Origin of the sequence: Nocardia lasii (genome assembly GCF_042658545.1) — a bacterium.
Taxonomy (GTDB): domain Bacteria; phylum Actinomycetota; class Actinomycetes; order Mycobacteriales; family Mycobacteriaceae; genus Nocardia; species Nocardia lasii.
In genome coordinates this window covers 735,316-752,261 of record NZ_JBHSQN010000001.1, presented here as the reverse complement: position 1 = coordinate 752,261, position 16,946 = coordinate 735,316, and the positions used below count along the sequence as shown (strand labels likewise).

At 69.6% G+C, this 16,946-nt stretch carries 15 protein-coding genes and 1 pseudogene; 11 read left to right on the top strand and 5 right to left on the bottom strand.

The window, feature by feature from the left end:
• Positions 1–16: 16 nt before the first annotated feature.
• Complete coding sequence (locus tag ACFP3H_RS03520) at positions 17–484, bottom strand: flavin reductase family protein (protein ID WP_378599669.1); 468 nt, start codon at positions 482–484, stop codon at positions 17–19.
• A 193-nt stretch (positions 485–677) separates the two neighbouring features.
• Between ACFP3H_RS03520 and ACFP3H_RS03515 the strand changes: the two genes are divergently transcribed.
• Positions 678–1,820: a Fic family protein gene (locus ACFP3H_RS03515; RefSeq protein WP_378599383.1), complete on the top strand. Its 1,143-nt coding sequence runs from the start codon at positions 678–680 to the stop codon at positions 1,818–1,820.
• Between the two features lie 2 nt (positions 1,821–1,822).
• On the opposite strand, the gene ACFP3H_RS03510 is transcribed toward ACFP3H_RS03515, so the two are convergent.
• On the bottom strand, positions 1,823–2,299 hold the full coding sequence (locus ACFP3H_RS03510; RefSeq protein ID WP_378599380.1) for a YbaK/EbsC family protein: 477 nt from the start codon (positions 2,297–2,299) through the stop codon (positions 1,823–1,825).
• A 247-nt stretch (positions 2,300–2,546) separates the two neighbouring features.
• Between ACFP3H_RS03510 and ACFP3H_RS03505 the strand changes: the two genes are divergently transcribed.
• From ACFP3H_RS03505 to ACFP3H_RS03490, 4 genes are all read left to right on the top strand, one after another.
• On the top strand, positions 2,547–3,368 hold the full coding sequence (locus tag ACFP3H_RS03505) for a crotonase/enoyl-CoA hydratase family protein (RefSeq protein WP_378599377.1): 822 nt from the start codon (positions 2,547–2,549) through the stop codon (positions 3,366–3,368).
• Positions 3,369–3,458: 90 nt separating this feature from the next.
• A complete protein-coding gene (locus tag ACFP3H_RS03500; RefSeq protein WP_378599374.1) occupies positions 3,459–3,947 on the top strand; it encodes a MarR family winged helix-turn-helix transcriptional regulator in 489 nt (162 codons plus the stop codon).
• Complete coding sequence (locus tag ACFP3H_RS03495) at positions 3,944–5,665, top strand: MDR family MFS transporter (protein WP_378599371.1); 1,722 nt, start codon at positions 3,944–3,946, stop codon at positions 5,663–5,665. The genes ACFP3H_RS03500 and ACFP3H_RS03495 overlap by 4 nt, the downstream gene beginning before the upstream one ends.
• A gap of 98 nt (positions 5,666–5,763) precedes the next feature.
• A complete protein-coding gene (locus ACFP3H_RS03490) occupies positions 5,764–5,994 on the top strand; it encodes a hypothetical protein (RefSeq protein ID WP_378599368.1) in 231 nt (76 codons plus the stop codon).
• Positions 5,995–6,056: 62 nt separating this feature from the next.
• Here ACFP3H_RS03490 and ACFP3H_RS03485 read toward each other — a convergent pair whose 3' ends face one another.
• Positions 6,057–6,545 (bottom strand): inorganic diphosphatase, encoded by a 489-nt coding sequence (locus ACFP3H_RS03485; protein WP_378599365.1) that lies wholly within the window; start codon positions 6,543–6,545, stop codon positions 6,057–6,059.
• 164 nt (positions 6,546–6,709) lie between these two features.
• Here ACFP3H_RS03485 and dacB point away from each other — a divergent pair, with 164 nt between their 5' ends.
• The 4 genes from dacB (at position 6,710) to hpt (ending at position 10,991) form a co-directional block, all read left to right on the top strand.
• Entirely contained in the window at positions 6,710–8,155 is a 1,446-nt protein-coding gene (dacB, locus tag ACFP3H_RS03480; protein ID WP_378599362.1) for a D-alanyl-D-alanine carboxypeptidase/D-alanyl-D-alanine endopeptidase, read from the top strand.
• 12 nt (positions 8,156–8,167) lie between these two features.
• Positions 8,168–9,220, top strand: a complete 1,053-nt coding sequence (locus ACFP3H_RS03475) for a zinc-dependent metalloprotease (protein ID WP_378599359.1) — start codon at positions 8,168–8,170, stop codon at positions 9,218–9,220.
• 124 nt (positions 9,221–9,344) lie between these two features.
• Entirely contained in the window at positions 9,345–10,415 is a 1,071-nt protein-coding gene (gene tilS, locus ACFP3H_RS03470) for a tRNA lysidine(34) synthetase TilS (RefSeq protein WP_378599357.1), read from the top strand.
• Positions 10,416–10,439: 24 nt separating this feature from the next.
• Complete coding sequence (gene hpt, locus ACFP3H_RS03465; protein WP_364407070.1) at positions 10,440–10,991, top strand: hypoxanthine phosphoribosyltransferase; 552 nt, start codon at positions 10,440–10,442, stop codon at positions 10,989–10,991.
• Here the strand turns inward: hpt and ACFP3H_RS03460 are convergent.
• Together ACFP3H_RS03460 and ACFP3H_RS03455 are read right to left on the bottom strand one after the other, a co-directional pair.
• On the bottom strand, positions 10,988–12,871 hold the full coding sequence (locus ACFP3H_RS03460) for a serine/threonine-protein kinase (RefSeq protein WP_378599353.1): 1,884 nt from the start codon (positions 12,869–12,871) through the stop codon (positions 10,988–10,990). The two genes, hpt and ACFP3H_RS03460, sit on opposite strands and share 4 nt — an antisense overlap.
• Positions 12,872–12,911: 40 nt before the next feature.
• Positions 12,912–15,308 carry a protein kinase domain-containing protein gene (locus ACFP3H_RS03455; protein WP_378599350.1) on the bottom strand — a complete coding sequence of 799 codons (2,397 nt, stop codon included), beginning with the start codon at positions 15,306–15,308 and terminating at the stop codon, positions 12,912–12,914.
• An 83-nt stretch (positions 15,309–15,391) separates the two neighbouring features.
• On the opposite strand from ACFP3H_RS03455, the pseudogene ACFP3H_RS26310 reads away from it, so the two are divergent.
• Together ACFP3H_RS26310 and ACFP3H_RS26305 are read left to right on the top strand one after the other, a co-directional pair.
• Positions 15,392–15,967 (top strand): annotated as a pseudogene (locus ACFP3H_RS26310) (amidase family protein); the annotation flags it as partial.
• 83 nt (positions 15,968–16,050) lie between these two features.
• Complete coding sequence (locus ACFP3H_RS26305; RefSeq protein WP_417629253.1) at positions 16,051–16,899, top strand: amidase family protein; 849 nt, start codon at positions 16,051–16,053, stop codon at positions 16,897–16,899.
• The last annotated feature ends 47 nt before the right edge of the window (positions 16,900–16,946 follow it).

Genomic DNA, 16,946 nt, shown 5'->3' with positions numbered 1-16,946 from the left:
AGCCTCGCTCGGTAGGTCAGGTGTCCAGTGGGGTGGGGCGGTGGTATTTGCCGTTGTAGTACAGGAGGGGGGCGGCGGCGGGGGATTCTTCGGTTTGGTCGTGGACTCGGGTGACCAGGCCTACGGCCAGGGTGTGGTCGCCCAGGTCGATGAGGGAGTGGACGGTGGTGCGGAGCCAGATGGGGGTGCCGTGCAGGACGGGTTCGCCGGTGTCGAGGGTGGTCCACAGGGAGCGGTCGGTGAAGCGGTCGGCGGCGGTGCGGGAGAAGCGGTGGGCCAGGTGGTGCTGGTGTTCGCCGAGGAAGTGGATGACGACCGAGTCGGCGGCGCGCAGGGCCTCGATGCTCGACGAGGAGTGGGCGATATTGAAGGAGACCAGGGGCGGTTCCAGCGACAGCGAGGCGAAGGAGGTGGCGGTGAAGCCGACCGGGCCCGCTGCCCCGCCGAGGGTCACGACGGTGACGCCGGCCGGATAGTGCCGCATGGAGGCCCGGTACTGCTCGGCGGTGATCCCGCTCAGGTCGTCGGGGACCACCAGGCCGGTCTCGGAAGGTTGCGCATCGCCCACCGCCCCCAACTTACGCCCGCTCCTCGGCGAGCTGCCCGCTGTGTCCGGTTGACCCGAATCGCCGGACCGACGCATTGACGTAATGATTGCGTCAATACATCATGGTGGGATGTTGTTCCCCACTCCGGGCCTGTCGTCGGCCGATGAAGCGGTGCTCGCCGAGGTCGACCGGATGCGGGAGGAACTGCGCTACCAATTGCAGAGCGTTCCGGCGGTCTGGGTGGGTGGGCTGCGCAAGTTCTTGACCGCCGACGCGGTATCGGCCTCGAACTCGATCGAGGGGTTCAAGGTTTCGACCGTTGATGTGGAGGATCTCCTCGCGGGGGAGCGTGATGTGGAGGTGTCCGACGAGAATCGGGCCGAAACCTCGGCGTACGCGCGGATGATGACCTACATCCAGAGCCTGCACGATGTCGCCGACTTCGAATACGGCGTCGGATTCCTCAATGCCCTGCACTGGATGTTGCAGGGGCATCGGCACTCGCCGCGCAAGCCGGCGGGGCAGTGGCGGCGTGGGCCGGTCTATGTCACCGACGCTCGCGATCCGAGTATCGCCGCCTACACCGCCCCGGATGTCGAACGAGTTCCCGGACTCATGCGCGAACTGGTCGACTGGCTGAACACGCCGACGGACGCTCACCCCCTGGTGGCGGCGGCGATGGGGCACCTGCACCTGGTCTCGATTCATCCGTGGGCCGACGGCAACGGGCGGATGTCGCGATCACTGCAGACACTGATGATCGCGCGCGAGGGCGTCATCGCGCCCGAGTTCTCCTCGATCGAGGCGTGGCTCGGGCGACCGGGCAACACGTGGGAGTACTACCAGGTGCTCGGCAGGCGAGGCAGCGTCTACCGACCGGATCAGGATGTGGCCGAATGGATTCGCTTCAGCCTGACCGCCTATCACCAGCAGGCGCAGACCGTGCATGCGCGCGTGGAACGGTCGCGGCGGGTGTGGGACGGCGCTGCGGAGTACCTACAGGCCGCGGGTTCGGATGAACGCATCGTCTCCGCGCTCCATGATGTGGCGATGGCGGGGCGGGTGCGGCGGACTCGATACGAGCAGGCCGAAGGGCTGAATACGCAGCAGGCGCAACGTGATCTGCGGGAGATGGTTCGGCGCGAGGTGCTGGTTCCGGTGGGTCGTACGCGGGCCAGGTATTACGCGGCGGGCCCGAGGTTTCCCGAGCATGTGCTCGAAACAGCACGCACGCCTTCGGTTCTGGTCGACCCGTACGCGGATCGGACCTGACCTCAGTCGATATCGATCGGCATCCCCGCCGTGATCCGCAACATCTCACGAAAGTTCGTGCGGAACACCGTATTCGGGTGCCCACCCGCCGCCCACACCTCCCGATGAACCGCCAGGGCCGTGTCCACCCAGGTGGGGATGTTGGTGGGGTGGCCCAACGGCGCGGTGCCGTCGATGGGTTGGCCGGTGATGCGTTCGACCAGGGGGACGGGGGCGGGAGTGAGGGCTCCGTCGAGGCGTTTGCCGGTGCGGGCCAGGTCCACGTGGTGGTGATGGGCCACCAGGAGCAGGACGGGGTCGTTGTCGAGCAGGAAGACCTGGGCGGTGAGGATGGCGGTGGGGTGGGCGCCCATGGCGCGGGCGGCGGCGACCGCGGTGGGGGTGGGCGTCTCGGGGGTGACGATGACGCCGTGGTGTCCGCGGGCGATGAGTGTTTCGGCGACCCGGCATGCGGCCGGCGGCAATGACGACCTGCGCATGTATCCAGAGTAGGGCGATTGCGGGAAATGTGCTGTGTTAGTTGGACTTCTGGCGAACTCGAGCTGCCCCGCCGCAGTGGAGGTGGCATAAACGTGCAGAGAGTCGCTGGTTCGGCTGGATTACCGGGGTTTCGGGGCTCGGTCGCACGAAAATGCCACTGTCGGTGACCGTGCGGGTGGGGAAGTGCGGCGATGGCCGAATCGGGACCGGTGTGTGGTGGGTAGGGGGAGCGACGATAATCGGCGCATGAGTGAATGGAAGGCGTTTTCCGTCGAGGTCGCCGATGGTGTTGCCCGGGTCACCCTGACGGGGCCGGGTAAGGGTAATGCGATGGGCCCGGATTTCTGGCAGGAGTTGCCGGAGATCTTCGCCGAGCTCGACGGGGACGCGTCGGTGCGCTCGGTAGTGCTCACGGGCGCGGGCAAGCACTTCTCGTTCGGGCTGGACCTGGCGGCGATGGCGGGGACGTTGGCCCCGGTGCTCGCCGACGACGCGAAGGCGGCCCCGCGCACGGAGTTCCTGCGCGAGATCCGGCGGATGCAGGCCTCGGTGACGGCGTTGGCGGAGTGCTCCAAGCCGGTGATCGCGGCCATCTCGGGCTGGTGCATCGGCGGCGGACTGGATCTGATCGCGGCCGCGGATATCCGCCTGGCCAGCGCGGACGCCAAGTTCAGTCTGCGCGAGGCGAAGGTCGCGATCGTGGCCGATATCGGCTCGCTGCACCGGCTGCCGGGCATCATCGGCGAGGGCAATCTGCGTGAGCTGGCGTTCACGGCCAAGGATATCGACGCCGCGCGCGCCGAGCGGATGGGCCTGGTGAACGAGGTGTTCGAGGATCAGGAGGCCGTGCTGGCCGCCGCGCACGCGATGGCGCGCGAGATCGCTGACAACCCGCCGCTGGTGGTGCAGGGCATCAAGGACGTGCTCGAGCACCGGACCAGCCCGGCGGTGACCGACGGCCTGCGGTATGTGTCGACCTGGAACGCGGCGTTCCTGCCGTCGAAGGATCTCACCGAGGCGATCACGGCGGTGTTCCAGAAGCGCGCGCCGGAGTTCAAGGGCGAGTAAAGGCAGTTCAAACGGTTGCCCCGGCGACCGTTCTGCGCACATACTTGCATCACACAACTAATTGATTGATGCAAGTAAAGGGTAATCCGCTTGAGTGAGACCGACCCCGCGATCGACGCGATCGCCACCCAGCTGGTGCGCCTGCACCGGCTGCGCGATCGGGCGATGGCCCAGATCAAGGACCAGTCCGGCATCGACCCGGCCGGTTTCGTCGTGCTGTTCCGGCTGGTCTGTGACGGGCCGATGCGTTCGGGTGCGCTGGCCGAGGCCGTGCACTCGGACGCGTCGACGGTGAGCCGCCAGGTCGCCATCCTGGTGGAGCGCGGCCTGGTGCTGCGCGTCGCCGACCCCGACGACGGCCGCGCCACCGTGCTCGAGGTGACCGACGCGGGTCGCAAGGCCGCCGAACGGATCCGCGCGCGCCGCCAGGAATCGATCACCATCATCACCGAGGACTGGGCCGAGGCGGACCGCGCGGACTTCGCCCGCCTGCTCACCCGGTTCGTCACCGACTACGACGCGGCCCGCCAGGTCCTGCTCAACCGCCCCTCGGCGCTGAACGCTACGGAGAACGAGTGACCGCGACCGCGACCCCGGTGGAATCGCCCGCCGGTTTCACCCACCGCCAGATCCTGACCATCATGTCCGGACTCATGCTCGGCATGCTGCTGGCCTCGCTCGATCAGACGATCGTGTCGACCTCCATCCGCACCATCGCCGACGATCTGGACGGCTACTCCCTGCAGGCCTGGGCCACCACGGCCTACCTGATCACCGCCACGATCAGCACCCCGCTCTACGGCAAACTCTCGGACATGTTCGGCCGCAAGCCGTTCTTCCTCGCCGCGATCGGGCTGTTCATCATCGGTTCGCTGCTGTGCACGTTGGCGACCTCGATGTATCAGCTGGCCGCGTTCCGCGCCTTCCAGGGCCTGGGCGCGGGCGGGCTCATGTCGCTGGCGCTGACCATCCTCGGCGACATCATCGGACCCCGCGAACGCGCCCGCTACCAGGGCTATTTCCTCGCGGTCTTCGGTATCTCCAGCGTGGCGGGCCCCGTCCTCGGCGGTCTGCTGGCCGGGCAGGACACCATCCTCGGCATCACCGGCTGGCGCTGGGTGTTCCTGGTGAACGTGCCGCTGGGGCTGATCGCGCTGGTGGTGGTCACCCGGGTGCTGCACCTGCCCCGCAAACCACACGCCACCCATCGCATCGACTTCGCGGGGGCGGTGGTGCTCGCCATCGGGCTCGTGCCGCTGCTGATCGTGGCCGAACAGGGTCGCGAATGGGGTTGGGGCAGTACGAATTCGGTGCTCTGCTATGTGATCGGGGCGATCGGACTCGTCGGGTTCGTCGCGGTCGAGAAGTACATGGGCGACGCCGCGCTGATCCCACTGCGGATCTTCAACAACGCGACCTTCGCGGTGGGCGTGGTGATCTCGTTCGTGGTCGGCTCGGCCATGTTCGGCGGCATGCTGCTGCTGCCGCAGTACCTACAGGTGGTGCGGGGCGCCGGCCCGACCGAGGCCGGATTGCAGATGCTGCCGCTGGTGCTCGGGCTCATGATCGGCTCGATCACCTCGGGTCGCCTGATCTCGAAAACCGGTCGCTACCGGGTGTTCCCGATGATCGGCGCGACCATGCTCACCCTCGGCCTTTTCCTGCTGCACCTGCTCGACGCCCGGAGCCCGCTGTGGTTGGCGATGGCGTTCATGGCCGTCACCGGATTCGGCCTCGGCAATCTGATGCAGCCGCTCACCCTGGCGCTACAGAACGCGTTGCCGCCCAAGGACATGGGCGTGTCCACCGCCGCGGCGACCTTCTTCCGGCAGATCGGCGGCACCCTCGGCGCCGCGGTGTTCCTGTCGATCCTGTTCTCGCTGCTCACCCCGAACATCAGCGCGGAACTGCAACGCTCGGCCGCGGACCCGGCGTACCAGCACGCCGTGGTCGAAGGCGCGCGCAGCACCAACCCGGCCGACGCCGAACTGGCCAGGGGCCTGCTCGAGCACGACACCTCGGCCGCGGGCAAGGTGCTGCAGGACAGCTCGATCATCCAGCAACTCGATCCCGAACTGGCCGAACCGTTCCAGGTGGGCTTCGCCGACTCGATGTCGACGGTGTTCCTCGTCGCGGCGGCGGTGTCGCTGATCGCGCTGGTGCTGGTGCTGTTCTGGAAGGAGGTTCCGCTGCGCATGTCGGGCGGGATCCAGGCCGCCGGGAACACCAGGTCCGCCGACGGCGTCGGGGCACTGGTCGAGACGACCGCGCAGGCGGAGGTGGGCAAGGTGAAGTGACCTAGGGGAGGGTCATCCTCCCCCTAGGGGTGGCTGTTTCGCCTGGTGCGTGCGCATAACTTCGAGAAGACCGAATCGCACGCATCAGGAGAGACACCATGCGCATCAAATCCACCATCGCCGCCGCAGTGCTGGCCGTCGCGACCGCCGCCGGGGTGTCGGCGGTCGGGGCAGGCTCCGCTGCCGCCGCCGCGCCGGAGGGTACCTACTACGGCACCTACTACGAGCTCTACCAGTGCCGCGCGGCCGGCGAGGACCCCTACACCGGCGGCTACTACTGGCAGTGCGTCGAGACCTGGGACGGCTGGGAGCTCTACATCTGGTACTGACACAACGAGAACGGGAAGTCCGAAAATACTTCGGACTTCCCGTTTTTCGTGTTGCTACCGACTCAGTGGCCGGCTTCCTTCAGTCGCGCGAAGGACTCGTCGATGATCTTCTCGGCCTCGGCGCGGCCCAGCCACTCCGAACCCTGCACGAACTTGCCGGGCTCGAGATCCTTGTAGCGCTCGAAGAAGTGCTTGATCGCCGACAGCTCGAACTCCGACACGTCGGCGAGCTCCTGGATGTGATCCCAGCGCACGTCGCCCGCGGGCACACACAGCACCTTGTCGTCGCCACCGGCCTCGTCGGTCATGCGGTACACGCCGATCGGGCGGGCCTCCACGATCACACCGGGGAACACCGACTCGGGCAGCAGCACCAGCGCGTCGAGCGGGTCGCCGTCTTCGCCGAGGGTGTTCTCGATGAAGCCGTAATCGGCCGGGTAGCCCATGGAGGTGTACAGGTACCGGTCGAGCTTGACCCGGCCGCTCTCGTGATCGACCTCGTACTTGTTCCGAGAACCCTTGGGAATCTCGATGGTGACGTCGAACTCCACGCCATCTCCTTGTTCGTTCGAGTGCTGTCTGTGCCGAATCGCCAGATCGTTCTGGGGAACCGTTGCGCACCGAGGATAGTGTGGTGTGCTGGTACACCGGTGCGGCAGGCGGCTGTAGTCGCGGAAGTCGAGGCGTGTCGGACGGCGTTGAGGGAGACACGGTCGTGGACGGTAGTAATCCGGGATCACCGGTGCGGGGGCGAAGGTCGCGCTGGCTGTGGCCCTCGGCCGTGCTCGTCGCGGTGGTGGTGATCGCGGGTGGTTTCGCGGCGATCGCCCAGCCGTGGACCCCGGAATTCCGCCACGGCGGGCTCACCGTGGCGCCTCCGCCCGATACCGGGCAGGTGTTTCCCGAGCTGGTCCCGGCCCGCGCGGACGCGCCCGCGCCGACGGCGGCGGGGATCGGGGCCGCGCTCGCGCCGGTGGTCGGCAGTCCCGATCTGGGGGCGTTCGCCGGGCAGGTGAGCGACGCGGGCAGCGGGACGGTGCTGTGGAGTCAGGATCCGGCCAAGACGATGATTCCGTCGTCGACGGCCAAGGTGCTGTTGGTCGCGGCGGCACTGCTGACCCTGCCCGATGATCAGCGGATCGCCACGACGGTGCTGGCCGGCGCGCCCGGTGAGCTGGTGCTCGTCGGCGGCGGCGATCCGACACTGACCACGCGGGCCACCGGCGGCTACTACACCGACGGCGCCAAGGTTTCCGAGCTGGCCGCGCAGGTGCGGGCCGCGGGCACGCGGGCGAACGCGATCGTGGTCGACAACTCCCTCTACACCGGGCCGACGATGGCGGCGGGCTGGGATCCGATCGATGTCCCCGAAGGCTCGATCGCGCCGATCGAACCGATCATGACCGACGGCGGGCGCCTCGACCCCTCCGCCGACTACTCCCCGCGCACCGCCGAACCCGCACTCGACGCGGGCCGCGCGCTGGCCGCCGAGCTCGGGATCGATCCCGCCGCGGTGCGGGTGGGCGCCGCCGCGCGGAACGGGCGGCAGATCGCGAAGGTCGAATCCGCGCCGTTGCGAGTTCGCCTGCACGACATGATGATTCACTCCGACAACGTGCTGGCCGAGACGATCGGGCGTGAACTCGCCATCGCCTCCGGCCAGCCCGCCTCCTTCGCGGGGGCGGTCGCGGCGACCTCGGCGGCGCTCACGAAGGCCGGATTCGATGTCAGCGCACTGACATTGGCCGACAACAGCGGACTGTCCGTCGACGACCGGGTGCCGCCGAAACTGCTCGACTCGATCATCGCGGCCGCCGCCAAGCCGACGCCGGCCACCACCGTGGTGTCCACCGACTCGCAGGCGCGTCCCGAAAACGACCCGCGCGCAACAGCTCTCGCGCCGCTGCTGGACAACCTGCCCGTGGCCGGCGGCACCGGCACCCTCGCGCCGCGCTTCGTGACCCAGAATCGCCAGGGCGCGGGCTGGGTGCGGGCCAAGACCGGAACTCTGAGCGTGGCCAGTGCGTTGGTGGGATATGTACTCGACCGCGACGGGCGGGTGCTCACCTTCGCCCTCATGTCCAACGACCGGCCACCGGAAGTCAGCAGGCCGGCGCTCGACGCGGTGGCGGGTGCCCTGCGCAATTGCGGATGCTCCTGAGAGCGGGTGGTTATGACCGAGAAGACCGAGCGCAAGAGCTCCGGGTTCGGCGGCGCCGTGGACTGGCGGTTGGCCGCGCGCACCGGAGCGCTGCTGGCGCCGCCGGGACCGAAGGTCACCCGCGACGTGGCCGAACAGGTGGTCGCGGAGTTGGCGTCGGCGTCGGTGCTGGCCGAACTGCCGGTGCGCGAGGTCAGCGGGCTGCTCGACGACCGGCCGGTGCCCGAGGCGCTGATCGTGGACCGGCCCGGCTGGATCGCGGCGGCGACCGACTCGATGTCGGTGCTCACCCGCACCGAATCCACCGAGGGGCGCGGACTGGTCGGGAAACCGGCGGGCGTGCAGGTGGGCACGATGCTGGCGTTCCTGTCCTCGGCGATTCTGGGCCAGTACGACCCGTTCAACGGTGAGGACGGCACGCTGCTGCTGGTGGCGCCGAACATCCTCGGCGTGGAACGCGCGCTCGGCGTCGACCCCAGCGATTTCCGCCTGTGGGTGTGCCTGCACGAGGTGACCCACCGGGTGCAGTTCTCCTCGGCGCCGTGGCTGTCCGGCTACATGCGCGACAACGTGGACCTGCTCGGCGAGATGGGCGAGGAACCGATGAGCGAGCTGCTCGCCCGGTTGCTCGGCGAGGTCCGCAACCGGCGCAACGGCGGCGACCCGAACACCCAGGGCGTGATCGGGCTGCTGCGCGCCGCGCAGGCCCCGCCGCAACGCGAAGCGCTGGACCGGCTGCTGATGCTGGGCACCCTGCTCGAAGGGCACGCCGATCACGTCATGGACGCGGTCGGACCCGCCGTCGTGCCGACCGTGGCCGATATCCGGGCCGCCTTCGACCGGCGTCGCAAACGGCCGACCAACCCGATCCAGCGACTGCTGCGGGCGCTGCTCGGCGTGGATGTGAAGGTCGCGCAGTACGTGCGCGGGAAGAAGTTCGTGGACGCGGTCGTGGATCGGGTGGGGGTCACCGAGTTCAACGCGATCTGGACGAACCCGGAGACGCTGCCGCTGCTGGACGAGATCGATGAGCCGGAGAAGTGGATTCGGCGGGTGCTGGGGTGAGCTGTGCGGGTCGTCTGCGGGGCTGAACGTGGTGCGTGCCCATGATGTTGTCCGTGGTGAGGGTCAAGGGCGTCGACTTCGCCGGCGGGTGTGACACGCGCCGGGTGGTCGGCGGGTCGCGCCGATGACCGGCGTGCGGCTGCCGGAGACCGAGGCCGTGCTCGCGGTGCGGCGGGGGGTGCGGCAGTGGGTGGCTGCTCGGGGTGGGCGGGGGCCGGTGGTGGTCGGGTTGTCCGGTGGGGCGGATTCGTTGGCGCTGGTGGCGGCTTCGGTGGTCGAGGCGGGGGCGGTGACGGCCGTGGTGGTCGATCATCAATTGCAGGAGGGGTCGGCGGCGGTCGCCGCGCGGGCGGCTGAGCAGGCTCGCGCGCTGGGGTGTGTCGAGGCGGTGGTGGTGCCGGTGACGGTGGGGCGCGCGGGTGGGGTCGAGGCGGCGGCGCGGGCGGCTCGGTACGCGGCGTTGGCGGCGGTGCGCGCGGGGCGGCCGGTGCTGCTCGGGCACACCCTCGACGATCAGGCCGAGACCGTGCTGCTCGGGTTGGCGCGCGGGTCCGGTGGACGTTCGATTCAGGGGATGGCGGCGTGGAATGCGCCGTGGGGGCGGCCGCTACTCGGGGTGCGGCGTGCGCGGACCGTGGCGATGTGCGCGGATCTGGGGATCGAACCCTGGCACGACCCGCACAACACCGACCCCCGCTACACGCGGGTGCGGGTGCGCGAGGAGGTGTTGCCGCTGCTCGAGCAGGTGCTCGGCGGCGGGGTCGCCCAGGCGCTGGGCCGCACCGCCGACCAGTTGCGGGAGGACGGCGCGGTTCTCGACGCCCTCGCCCTCGAGTTGGTGGCGCGCGCCCGTGACCGGACGCCGACCTCAACCGGCGACCGGGCCGCGAGTGCGGGCCCGTTCGGGCCCGATGGGCCCGGCGACAGTGGCGCCGACGACAACTCGCGCGCGACCATCTCGATCGAGATCCTGGCCACTGCACCGCCCGCGCTGCGTCGCCGAGCCGTGCGCGCCTGGCTCACCGACCTGGGCATCACCGGGCTCATGAACGCTCATTTACAGGCGATCGACGAGCTGGTGAGCAACTGGCGCGGGCAGGGCCCCGTGGCCGTCGGGGGCGGCACGAGGGCCCAGAGGTTGGTCGTGACGCGCGAACGTGGCACGCTGGCGGTGCGAGCACAGCCGCGCATTTGATGCCACGAAGGGACACCCACTTCCGTGTACGGAGACGACATCGCATCGGTGCTGATCACCGAAGACGAGATCAAAGCCAAGATCGAGGAACTGGCCGAGATCGTCGCCAAGCGGTACCCGCCCGATTCCCCCGAAGGCGACCTCCTGCTGATCTGCGTTCTCAAGGGCGCGATCTTCTTCATGACCGACTTCGCCAGAGCCCTGCCGATCCCCACCCAGCTCGAGTTCATGGCCGTGTCGTCCTACGGCTCGTCCACCTCGTCCTCGGGCGTCGTGCGGATCATGAAGGACCTGGACAAGGACATCGCGGGTCGTAACGTCCTGATCGTCGAGGACATCATCGACTCGGGCCTGACCCTGTCCTGGCTCAAGCGCAACCTGTCCACCCGCAACCCGGCCTCGCTGGAAGTCGTCACCCTGCTGCGCAAGCCCGACGCCCTGCGCACCCCGGTCGACGTCGCGCACGTCGGGTTCGACATCCCCAACGAGTTCGTCGTCGGCTACGGCCTCGACTACGCCGAGCGCTACCGCGACCTGCCCTACATCGGCACCCTGAACCCGGCCGTCTACTCCTAGTCCGCGCGCGAGCCGACCACCCGCAGCAGCGCGCGGACGTCGGTCTCGATCACCCGGAACAGCAGCAGCGACCCGACGAAACCGAGCACCCCGCCCACGCAGACCACGCGCAGCGGGGTGAAGGTCGTGAGCAGGTCACCCAGCGGCAGGAAGGTCGCGCAGCAGACGGTGAGCAGCGGGATGGCCGCCGCCAGGATCAGGTAGCGGTGGCAGCGCCGGAGCAGGTCGGTGAGCAGGGTCGTGTCGGCGCGGAAGTCCTGGCCGTCGTGCAGGAACAGCGGGTACACGCAGCGCACCATGTAGACGGTGGTGAGGAAGAACGGGTAGGTCATCGCGACGGCGGCGCACAGCGAGGCCACCAGCAGCAGTTGGACGATCGAGTGCGTCGGTAGGCCCTCGCCCGTCAGTTCGAGGGTGAGGATCAGGCCGATGGCGGCCGCGATCCAGGCCGTGAAGGCGACGCCGACCGACCAGCCGCCGAAGCGCAGGCACGATCGTCGGGCCAGGTCGATATCGTCGTCGGAACACGCTCTGCCCCTGCGTATTCGGCGCGGCACGGTGAGCAGGCAGCGGCCGAGGTAGATCAGGATCACCCCGCTCGCGGGGAACAGGATCAGGTTCACCAGCACCGAGAACGTCTGCTGCACTTGCCAAGTCGCCGGGTCGAGGCGGCTGTGGATGAGCGCGGTGTTGAGTTGGCGGTTGTAGAAGGCGGCCAGCAGGTTCGGGATCGTGATCGACAGGGCCAGCAGTGCGAACAGGTGCGGGCGCAGCCGCATGCGCCAACTGCGCGCGGGCGGGTCGACCAGGCCGCGCGCGTGCGGGTCGAGGCACAGGCCGAACTGGTCGGCCAGCAGATCACCGTCGGGCCACCGGTTCTCGCGATCGGGCGACAGGCAGGTGAGCAGGACGCGACGCAGCGCGGCGGGGCAGTCCGCGGGCACGGCGGCGATCGCGGCCGCCGAGACGCCCGTTCGGCGGCGAGCGAGCACGTCGTCGGGTTCGGGCGGGCGGTTCTCGACGGTGTCGTCGAACGGTTTCGACCCGGTGAGCAGCTCCCACAGCATGACGCCGAGGGAGTAGATATCGGAGCGGGTGTCCAGGTCGGCGGGATCGCGCGGGTGCGCGGGGTCGTACGCCTCTAGCTGCTCGGGGGACATGTACGACAGCGAGCCGCCGAAGTAGGCGCCCGCGCCGATGCCGGTGACCGTGGCGCTGTAGCTGATGTTGAAATCGGCGAGTTTGGGGATGCCCTCGGCGGAGAGCAGAACATTGGCGGGCTTCACATCGCGGTGGATCACCCCGTTGTCGGCCGAATAGCTCAGGGCGGCAGCGAGTCTCGCGCCCAGCCAGGCCACGGTCTCGGGCCAGCTCAGTGCGGCCAGTTCGGTGCGGATCGCCGAGTCGGTCGGGCGGATCTCGCCCTTCTCCTCCATCGCGGCGTCCACCGCGTCGAGCAGCAGGGCGCCGCTGCGCTGGGCCGCCGGCGTGGCGCGGACCCAGCGCAGCACGCCGAGCAGGGTGCCGCCGGGCAGGAACTGCATGTACAGCAGGCGCAGCGGGGGCGAGCCGTCGGTCGGTGGATCGAGCACCTGCTGGTCGAAGATCCGCACGATGTAGTCGTGGTCGAGTTGAGCCAGGGTCTGCGGCTCGGTGCCGCTGTCGGCGGAGACCTTCACCGCCACCAGCCGCTGCATCGACCGCTGCCGGGCGAGGAAGACCCGGGCGAAGGTGCCCGCGCCGAGTTCGGTGAGCAGCTCGAAGTCACCGATGCGCGTACCGACCTCGATCCGCTCCAACCCGCGGCGATCGGTGGGGTGCATGGTGGCGGTGCGATCGCGCGAGGGGCGGGTCGCCTCGGTGATGACAGTCGAGCTCACGACGGGGGATACGCACGCGACCGCGCAGTGGTTCAACCGCTCAGCTGACCGCGCGCTCCAACGCCTTCAGGTCCGCCTCCAGGGCCCGGAACAGCAGATACGACCCGATGAACGCGATGATGCCGCCGACACAGAGCACCCGAACGGCCACGATCACCGTCGGGATATCCGACGGCAGCAGGAAGGTGAAGCCGGCCACCGCGAGCAGCGGCACCGAGGCCGCCACGGCCAGATACCAGGTGCAGCGCCTGCTCAGCGCCCGCAACCACTCGCTGTCATCGGCGCTGATCTCGCCGTGCCGAAGGAACACCGGATACATGCAGCGCACCAGATAGAACGTGACGAGGAAGAACGGGTAGGCCACCGCGATCGCCCCGCACACCAGCAGCGAGGCCAGGAAGTGCACCACCGCGCTGAACGGGATGTCGCCGGTGGCAAGGCGCATCGCGATCGGGAAGGTGATCCCGGCCAACGCCCACAGCGAGAACGCCACGATCACCACCCGGTCGCCCAGGCGCAAGGTGTCGTGGCGGGCGCGGCGCAGGGTGTCGGGGTCGTAGCGGCGGCCCTTGCGCAGGCCGCTGGGCACCCACAGCACGAATCTCGACAGGTAGACCAGCAGCGCGGTCCCCGCCGGGAAGAAGACCATGTTCACGCCGAGGGTGATGTAGACGAACGTGTGCTGGGCCGACTCGCTGAGTCGACTCACCACCAGGTACTCGTTGTGCTCGATGTTGAACCAGGACGCCAGCCCGTTCGGGATGCCGATCGCCAGCACGAGCACCAGCAGCGGCCACTTGCGCAGCACCAGCCGCCAGCTGTTGGGCGGCGGGTCGACGAGGTCGCGGGCGCGCGCGTCCAGGCACAGGTCCAGCTGCTTGGCCAGCACACCGCCGGTGGCCCAGCGTCGCGCGCGGTCCGGGTCCAGGCAGGTCAGCAGCACGCGGCGCAGGGCCGTCGGGCAGTCGGCCGGAACGCGGTCGAGCGCGGCCGGGGCGACGCCACCGGTTCGGCGCTCGAGCATGGCCTCGAGGGTGGTCTCGTCACCGCGACCCTCGGCCGCGGCGGTGGCGTCGTCGAACGGCTTGGCGCCGGTGAGCAGCTCCCACAGCACCACGCCGAGGGAGTAGATATCGGCGCGAGTGTCCAGATCGGCCGCGGACCGGCCGAGCCCGGGGTGACACGCCTCCAACTGCTCGGGCGACATGTACGACAGCGAACCGCCGAAATAGGCCACCGGGCTGGTCCCGGCCACCGTGCGGCTGAAACTGATGTTGAAGTCGGCCAGCTTGGGCACGCCCTCGGCGGTGAGCAGCACATTCGCCGGCTTCACGTCGCGGTGCAGCACGCCGTGCGAGGACGCGTAATCCAGCGCCTCGGCCAGCCTGCGACCCAACCAGGCCACCGTCTCCGGCCAGCTCAGCTCCGCGATCTCCGACCGCACACTCGAATCGGTCGGACGGATCTCGCCCTTCTCCTCCATCGCCGCGTCCACCGCGTCGAGCAGCAGCTTGCCGCTGCGCTCGGCGGGCGGGGTCGCGCGCACCCAGCGCAGCAGCCCGAGCAGGGTGCCGCCGGGCAGGAACTGCATGTACAGCAGGCGAAGGCGGCGCGAAGCGGACGGTTGCGCGTCGGTGTCGAGCAGCTGCTGGTCGAACACCCGCACGATGTAGTCGTGGTCGAGCTGGGCCAGCGTCTGCGGCTCGGTGCCGCGATCAGCGGAGATCTTCACCGCCACCAGCCGCTGCATCGACCGCTGCCTGGCCAGGAACACCCGCGCGAACGCGCCCGAACCCAGCCCGGTGAGCAGTTCGAAATCGCCGATGCGCTGGCCGATCTCGATCCGGTCGAGCGGCTCGAACGACCCCGGCGCCGGATCGGCGGCCGTCGCGGCCGAGGTGGCGGTCGCGGTCAGGTCGAGCTGCGGGCTGGTCATCTCGGTACTACGGGTCAACTCCGGTGAATGGTTCACCGTCGCGTCGGATTCGTCCGCGCGGTGGGTGCTCTGGTCGAGTTCGTCGGTGTTGAGCAGCCCGCGCAGACTCGCCGCCTGCTCGGGATACTCGCGCAGACAGTCGCGCGGATCCACCCGCTCGCCGCTGTGCCTGCGGATCACGAACTCCTCGAACACCAGCCCGGCGGGCAACGCGGCTGGATCGAGTTCGGGGAACTCGGCGCAGTAGTGGGCCAGCCGCTTGCGGGTGACCTCGGTTCCGGCGTGGTGCAGCCAGCGGTGGCGCAGATCCACCCGGATCAGATCGTGCAGGGCGTGCGCGCGCAGGGTGGCGGCGTCGGGGAGGAACTCGGCGATCTCCGGTGGCCGACCGGCGGCCGTACCCCACGCGGCGGCGAACGCCTCGACCATGTCGACTCGCACATTCGTGTGCCGACCGGCACGGGCGTCGGGTTGTTCACCACCTGCGGTGTTATCACTCATCAACCGACCTAGGAGTTCTCGGATTCCGGTGCGAAATACATTCCGCCACACCCGACGGCATCGCCGACAGACCCGTTCCGAAAATGATAACTTGCCCCTCTAGCGCTGATCACCCGAATTTCGACGGCCAGGCGACGGGGGCGAATCCGCAGATGAACGACGACCTCACCGCGGTGGCATGGGAATCCGTCGACGATGACGACGTGACCGACGCCGAGGTGACGATGCGCGGCGCGTCGAGCCCCGTCGAGCAGTACCCCATCGGCGGCCCCGCGGCGGCGATCGCGGCCCGGGTGCGCGCGGGCACCATCACCCCCGCCGATGTCACCGCCGACGCGCTGGCCCGGATCGCCTCGGAGAATCGCAAGATCAACGCGTTCACCGTCGTGCGCGCCGAGCGAGCCAGGGTCGAAGCCGACGCGCTCGCCGCCAGAGCCGATCTCGACGTGCTGCCGCTGGCCGGGGTGCCGGTGGCGGTCAAGCAGAACATCGAGGTGGCCGGGGAGGCGACGCGCGCCGGGTCGGCGGCCACCTCCGCGCGGCCCGCGACCCACGATCACCCGGTCGTGGCGCGATTGCGGGCCGCGGGCGCGATCGTCGTCGGGTTGACGGCCATGCCCGAGCTCGGGCTGTGGGCCAGCAGCGATACCGCGGGCCGGGTGACCCGCAACCCGCGCGATGTCGGCCGGTCACCGGGCGGGTCCTCCGGGGGCGCGGGGGGCCNGGGGGCGCGGCCGCCGCGGTGGCCGCCGGACTCGTGCCGATCGCGCACGGCAACGACGGACTCGGCTCGATCCGGGTGCCCGCGGCGGCGTGCGGGGTGTTCGGGATCAAGCCAGGTAGGCACGTGGTGCCCGCCCGGATCGGCGCGGATTCCTGGGGTGGACTGGCCGAGAACGGGGTGCTGGCGACGACGGTGTCGGACGCGGCGCTGGCGCTGTCGGTGCTGGCCGGGCGCTCCGACCTGGCCGAAGTGCGGCGTCCGCAACGACTACGCATCGGACTGGCCGTGGCCCCGCCGTCGCGCCTGGTTCGCATGGATCGGCACTGGACGGCGGCGGCGCGGACCGCGGGTGCGCGCGCGGCGGTGGCCGGACACGAGGTGCAACCGGTCGAACTGCCCTACGGCGACGCCGCGCTGCTGATGCTGCTGCGCTGGCCGAGCGCGGGACTGGCCGACGCCGACGCGCTCACCCACCCCGAACTGCTCGAGGAACGCACCCGACGCCACCTGGCGATCGGCCGCACAATCCGTCGGCTCCGCCTGGTTCGGCCCGGTCAGATCGATCGCACCGAGGGCAGACTGCTCGAGTTCTTCGAGGACTTCGACGTGGTGATCACCCCGACGCTCGCCGCCCGACCCCCACGGGCCAGGCAGTGGAGCAAGCGCGGGTGGGCCGCCAATGTGGTGTCCTCGGTGCGCTACGCGCCGTTCACCGGCCTGTGGAACCTGCTCGGCTGGCCCGCGGCCTCCCTGCCGATGGGCATCCACCCCGAGGCGCACACGCCGCTGGCCGCGCAGTTGGTCGGCCAGCCGGGCAGCGAGGCCGTCCTGCTCGGCCTCGCCGCCCAATTGGAGATGTCGAACTAGGCGAAACCGCCGCCTTCGCTGCGGCCATGCGCAGCGCTGACGCGCCT

Bases quoted from the DNA above. Each gene is read 5' to 3' on its own strand.
- ACFP3H_RS03515 (WP_378599383.1), top strand. From the start codon at position 678: ATGTTGTTCCCCACTCCGGGCCTGTCGTCGGCCGATGAAGCGGTGCTC.
- ACFP3H_RS03510 (WP_378599380.1), bottom strand. From the start codon at position 2,299: ATGCGCAGGTCGTCATTGCCGCCGGCCGCATGCCGGGTCGCCGAAACA.
- tilS (WP_378599357.1), top strand. From the start codon at position 9,345: ATGACCGGCGTGCGGCTGCCGGAGACCGAGGCCGTGCTCGCGGTGCGG.
- ACFP3H_RS03520 (WP_378599669.1), bottom strand. From the start codon at position 484: ATGCGGCACTATCCGGCCGGCGTCACCGTCGTGACCCTCGGCGGGGCA.
- ACFP3H_RS03455 (WP_378599350.1), bottom strand. From the start codon at position 15,308: ATGAGTGATAACACCGCAGGTGGTGAACAACCCGACGCCCGTGCCGGT.
- ACFP3H_RS03505 (WP_378599377.1), top strand. From the start codon at position 2,547: ATGAGTGAATGGAAGGCGTTTTCCGTCGAGGTCGCCGATGGTGTTGCC.
- ACFP3H_RS03475 (WP_378599359.1), top strand. From the start codon at position 8,168: ATGACCGAGAAGACCGAGCGCAAGAGCTCCGGGTTCGGCGGCGCCGTG.
- ACFP3H_RS03490 (WP_378599368.1), top strand. From the start codon at position 5,764: ATGCGCATCAAATCCACCATCGCCGCCGCAGTGCTGGCCGTCGCGACC.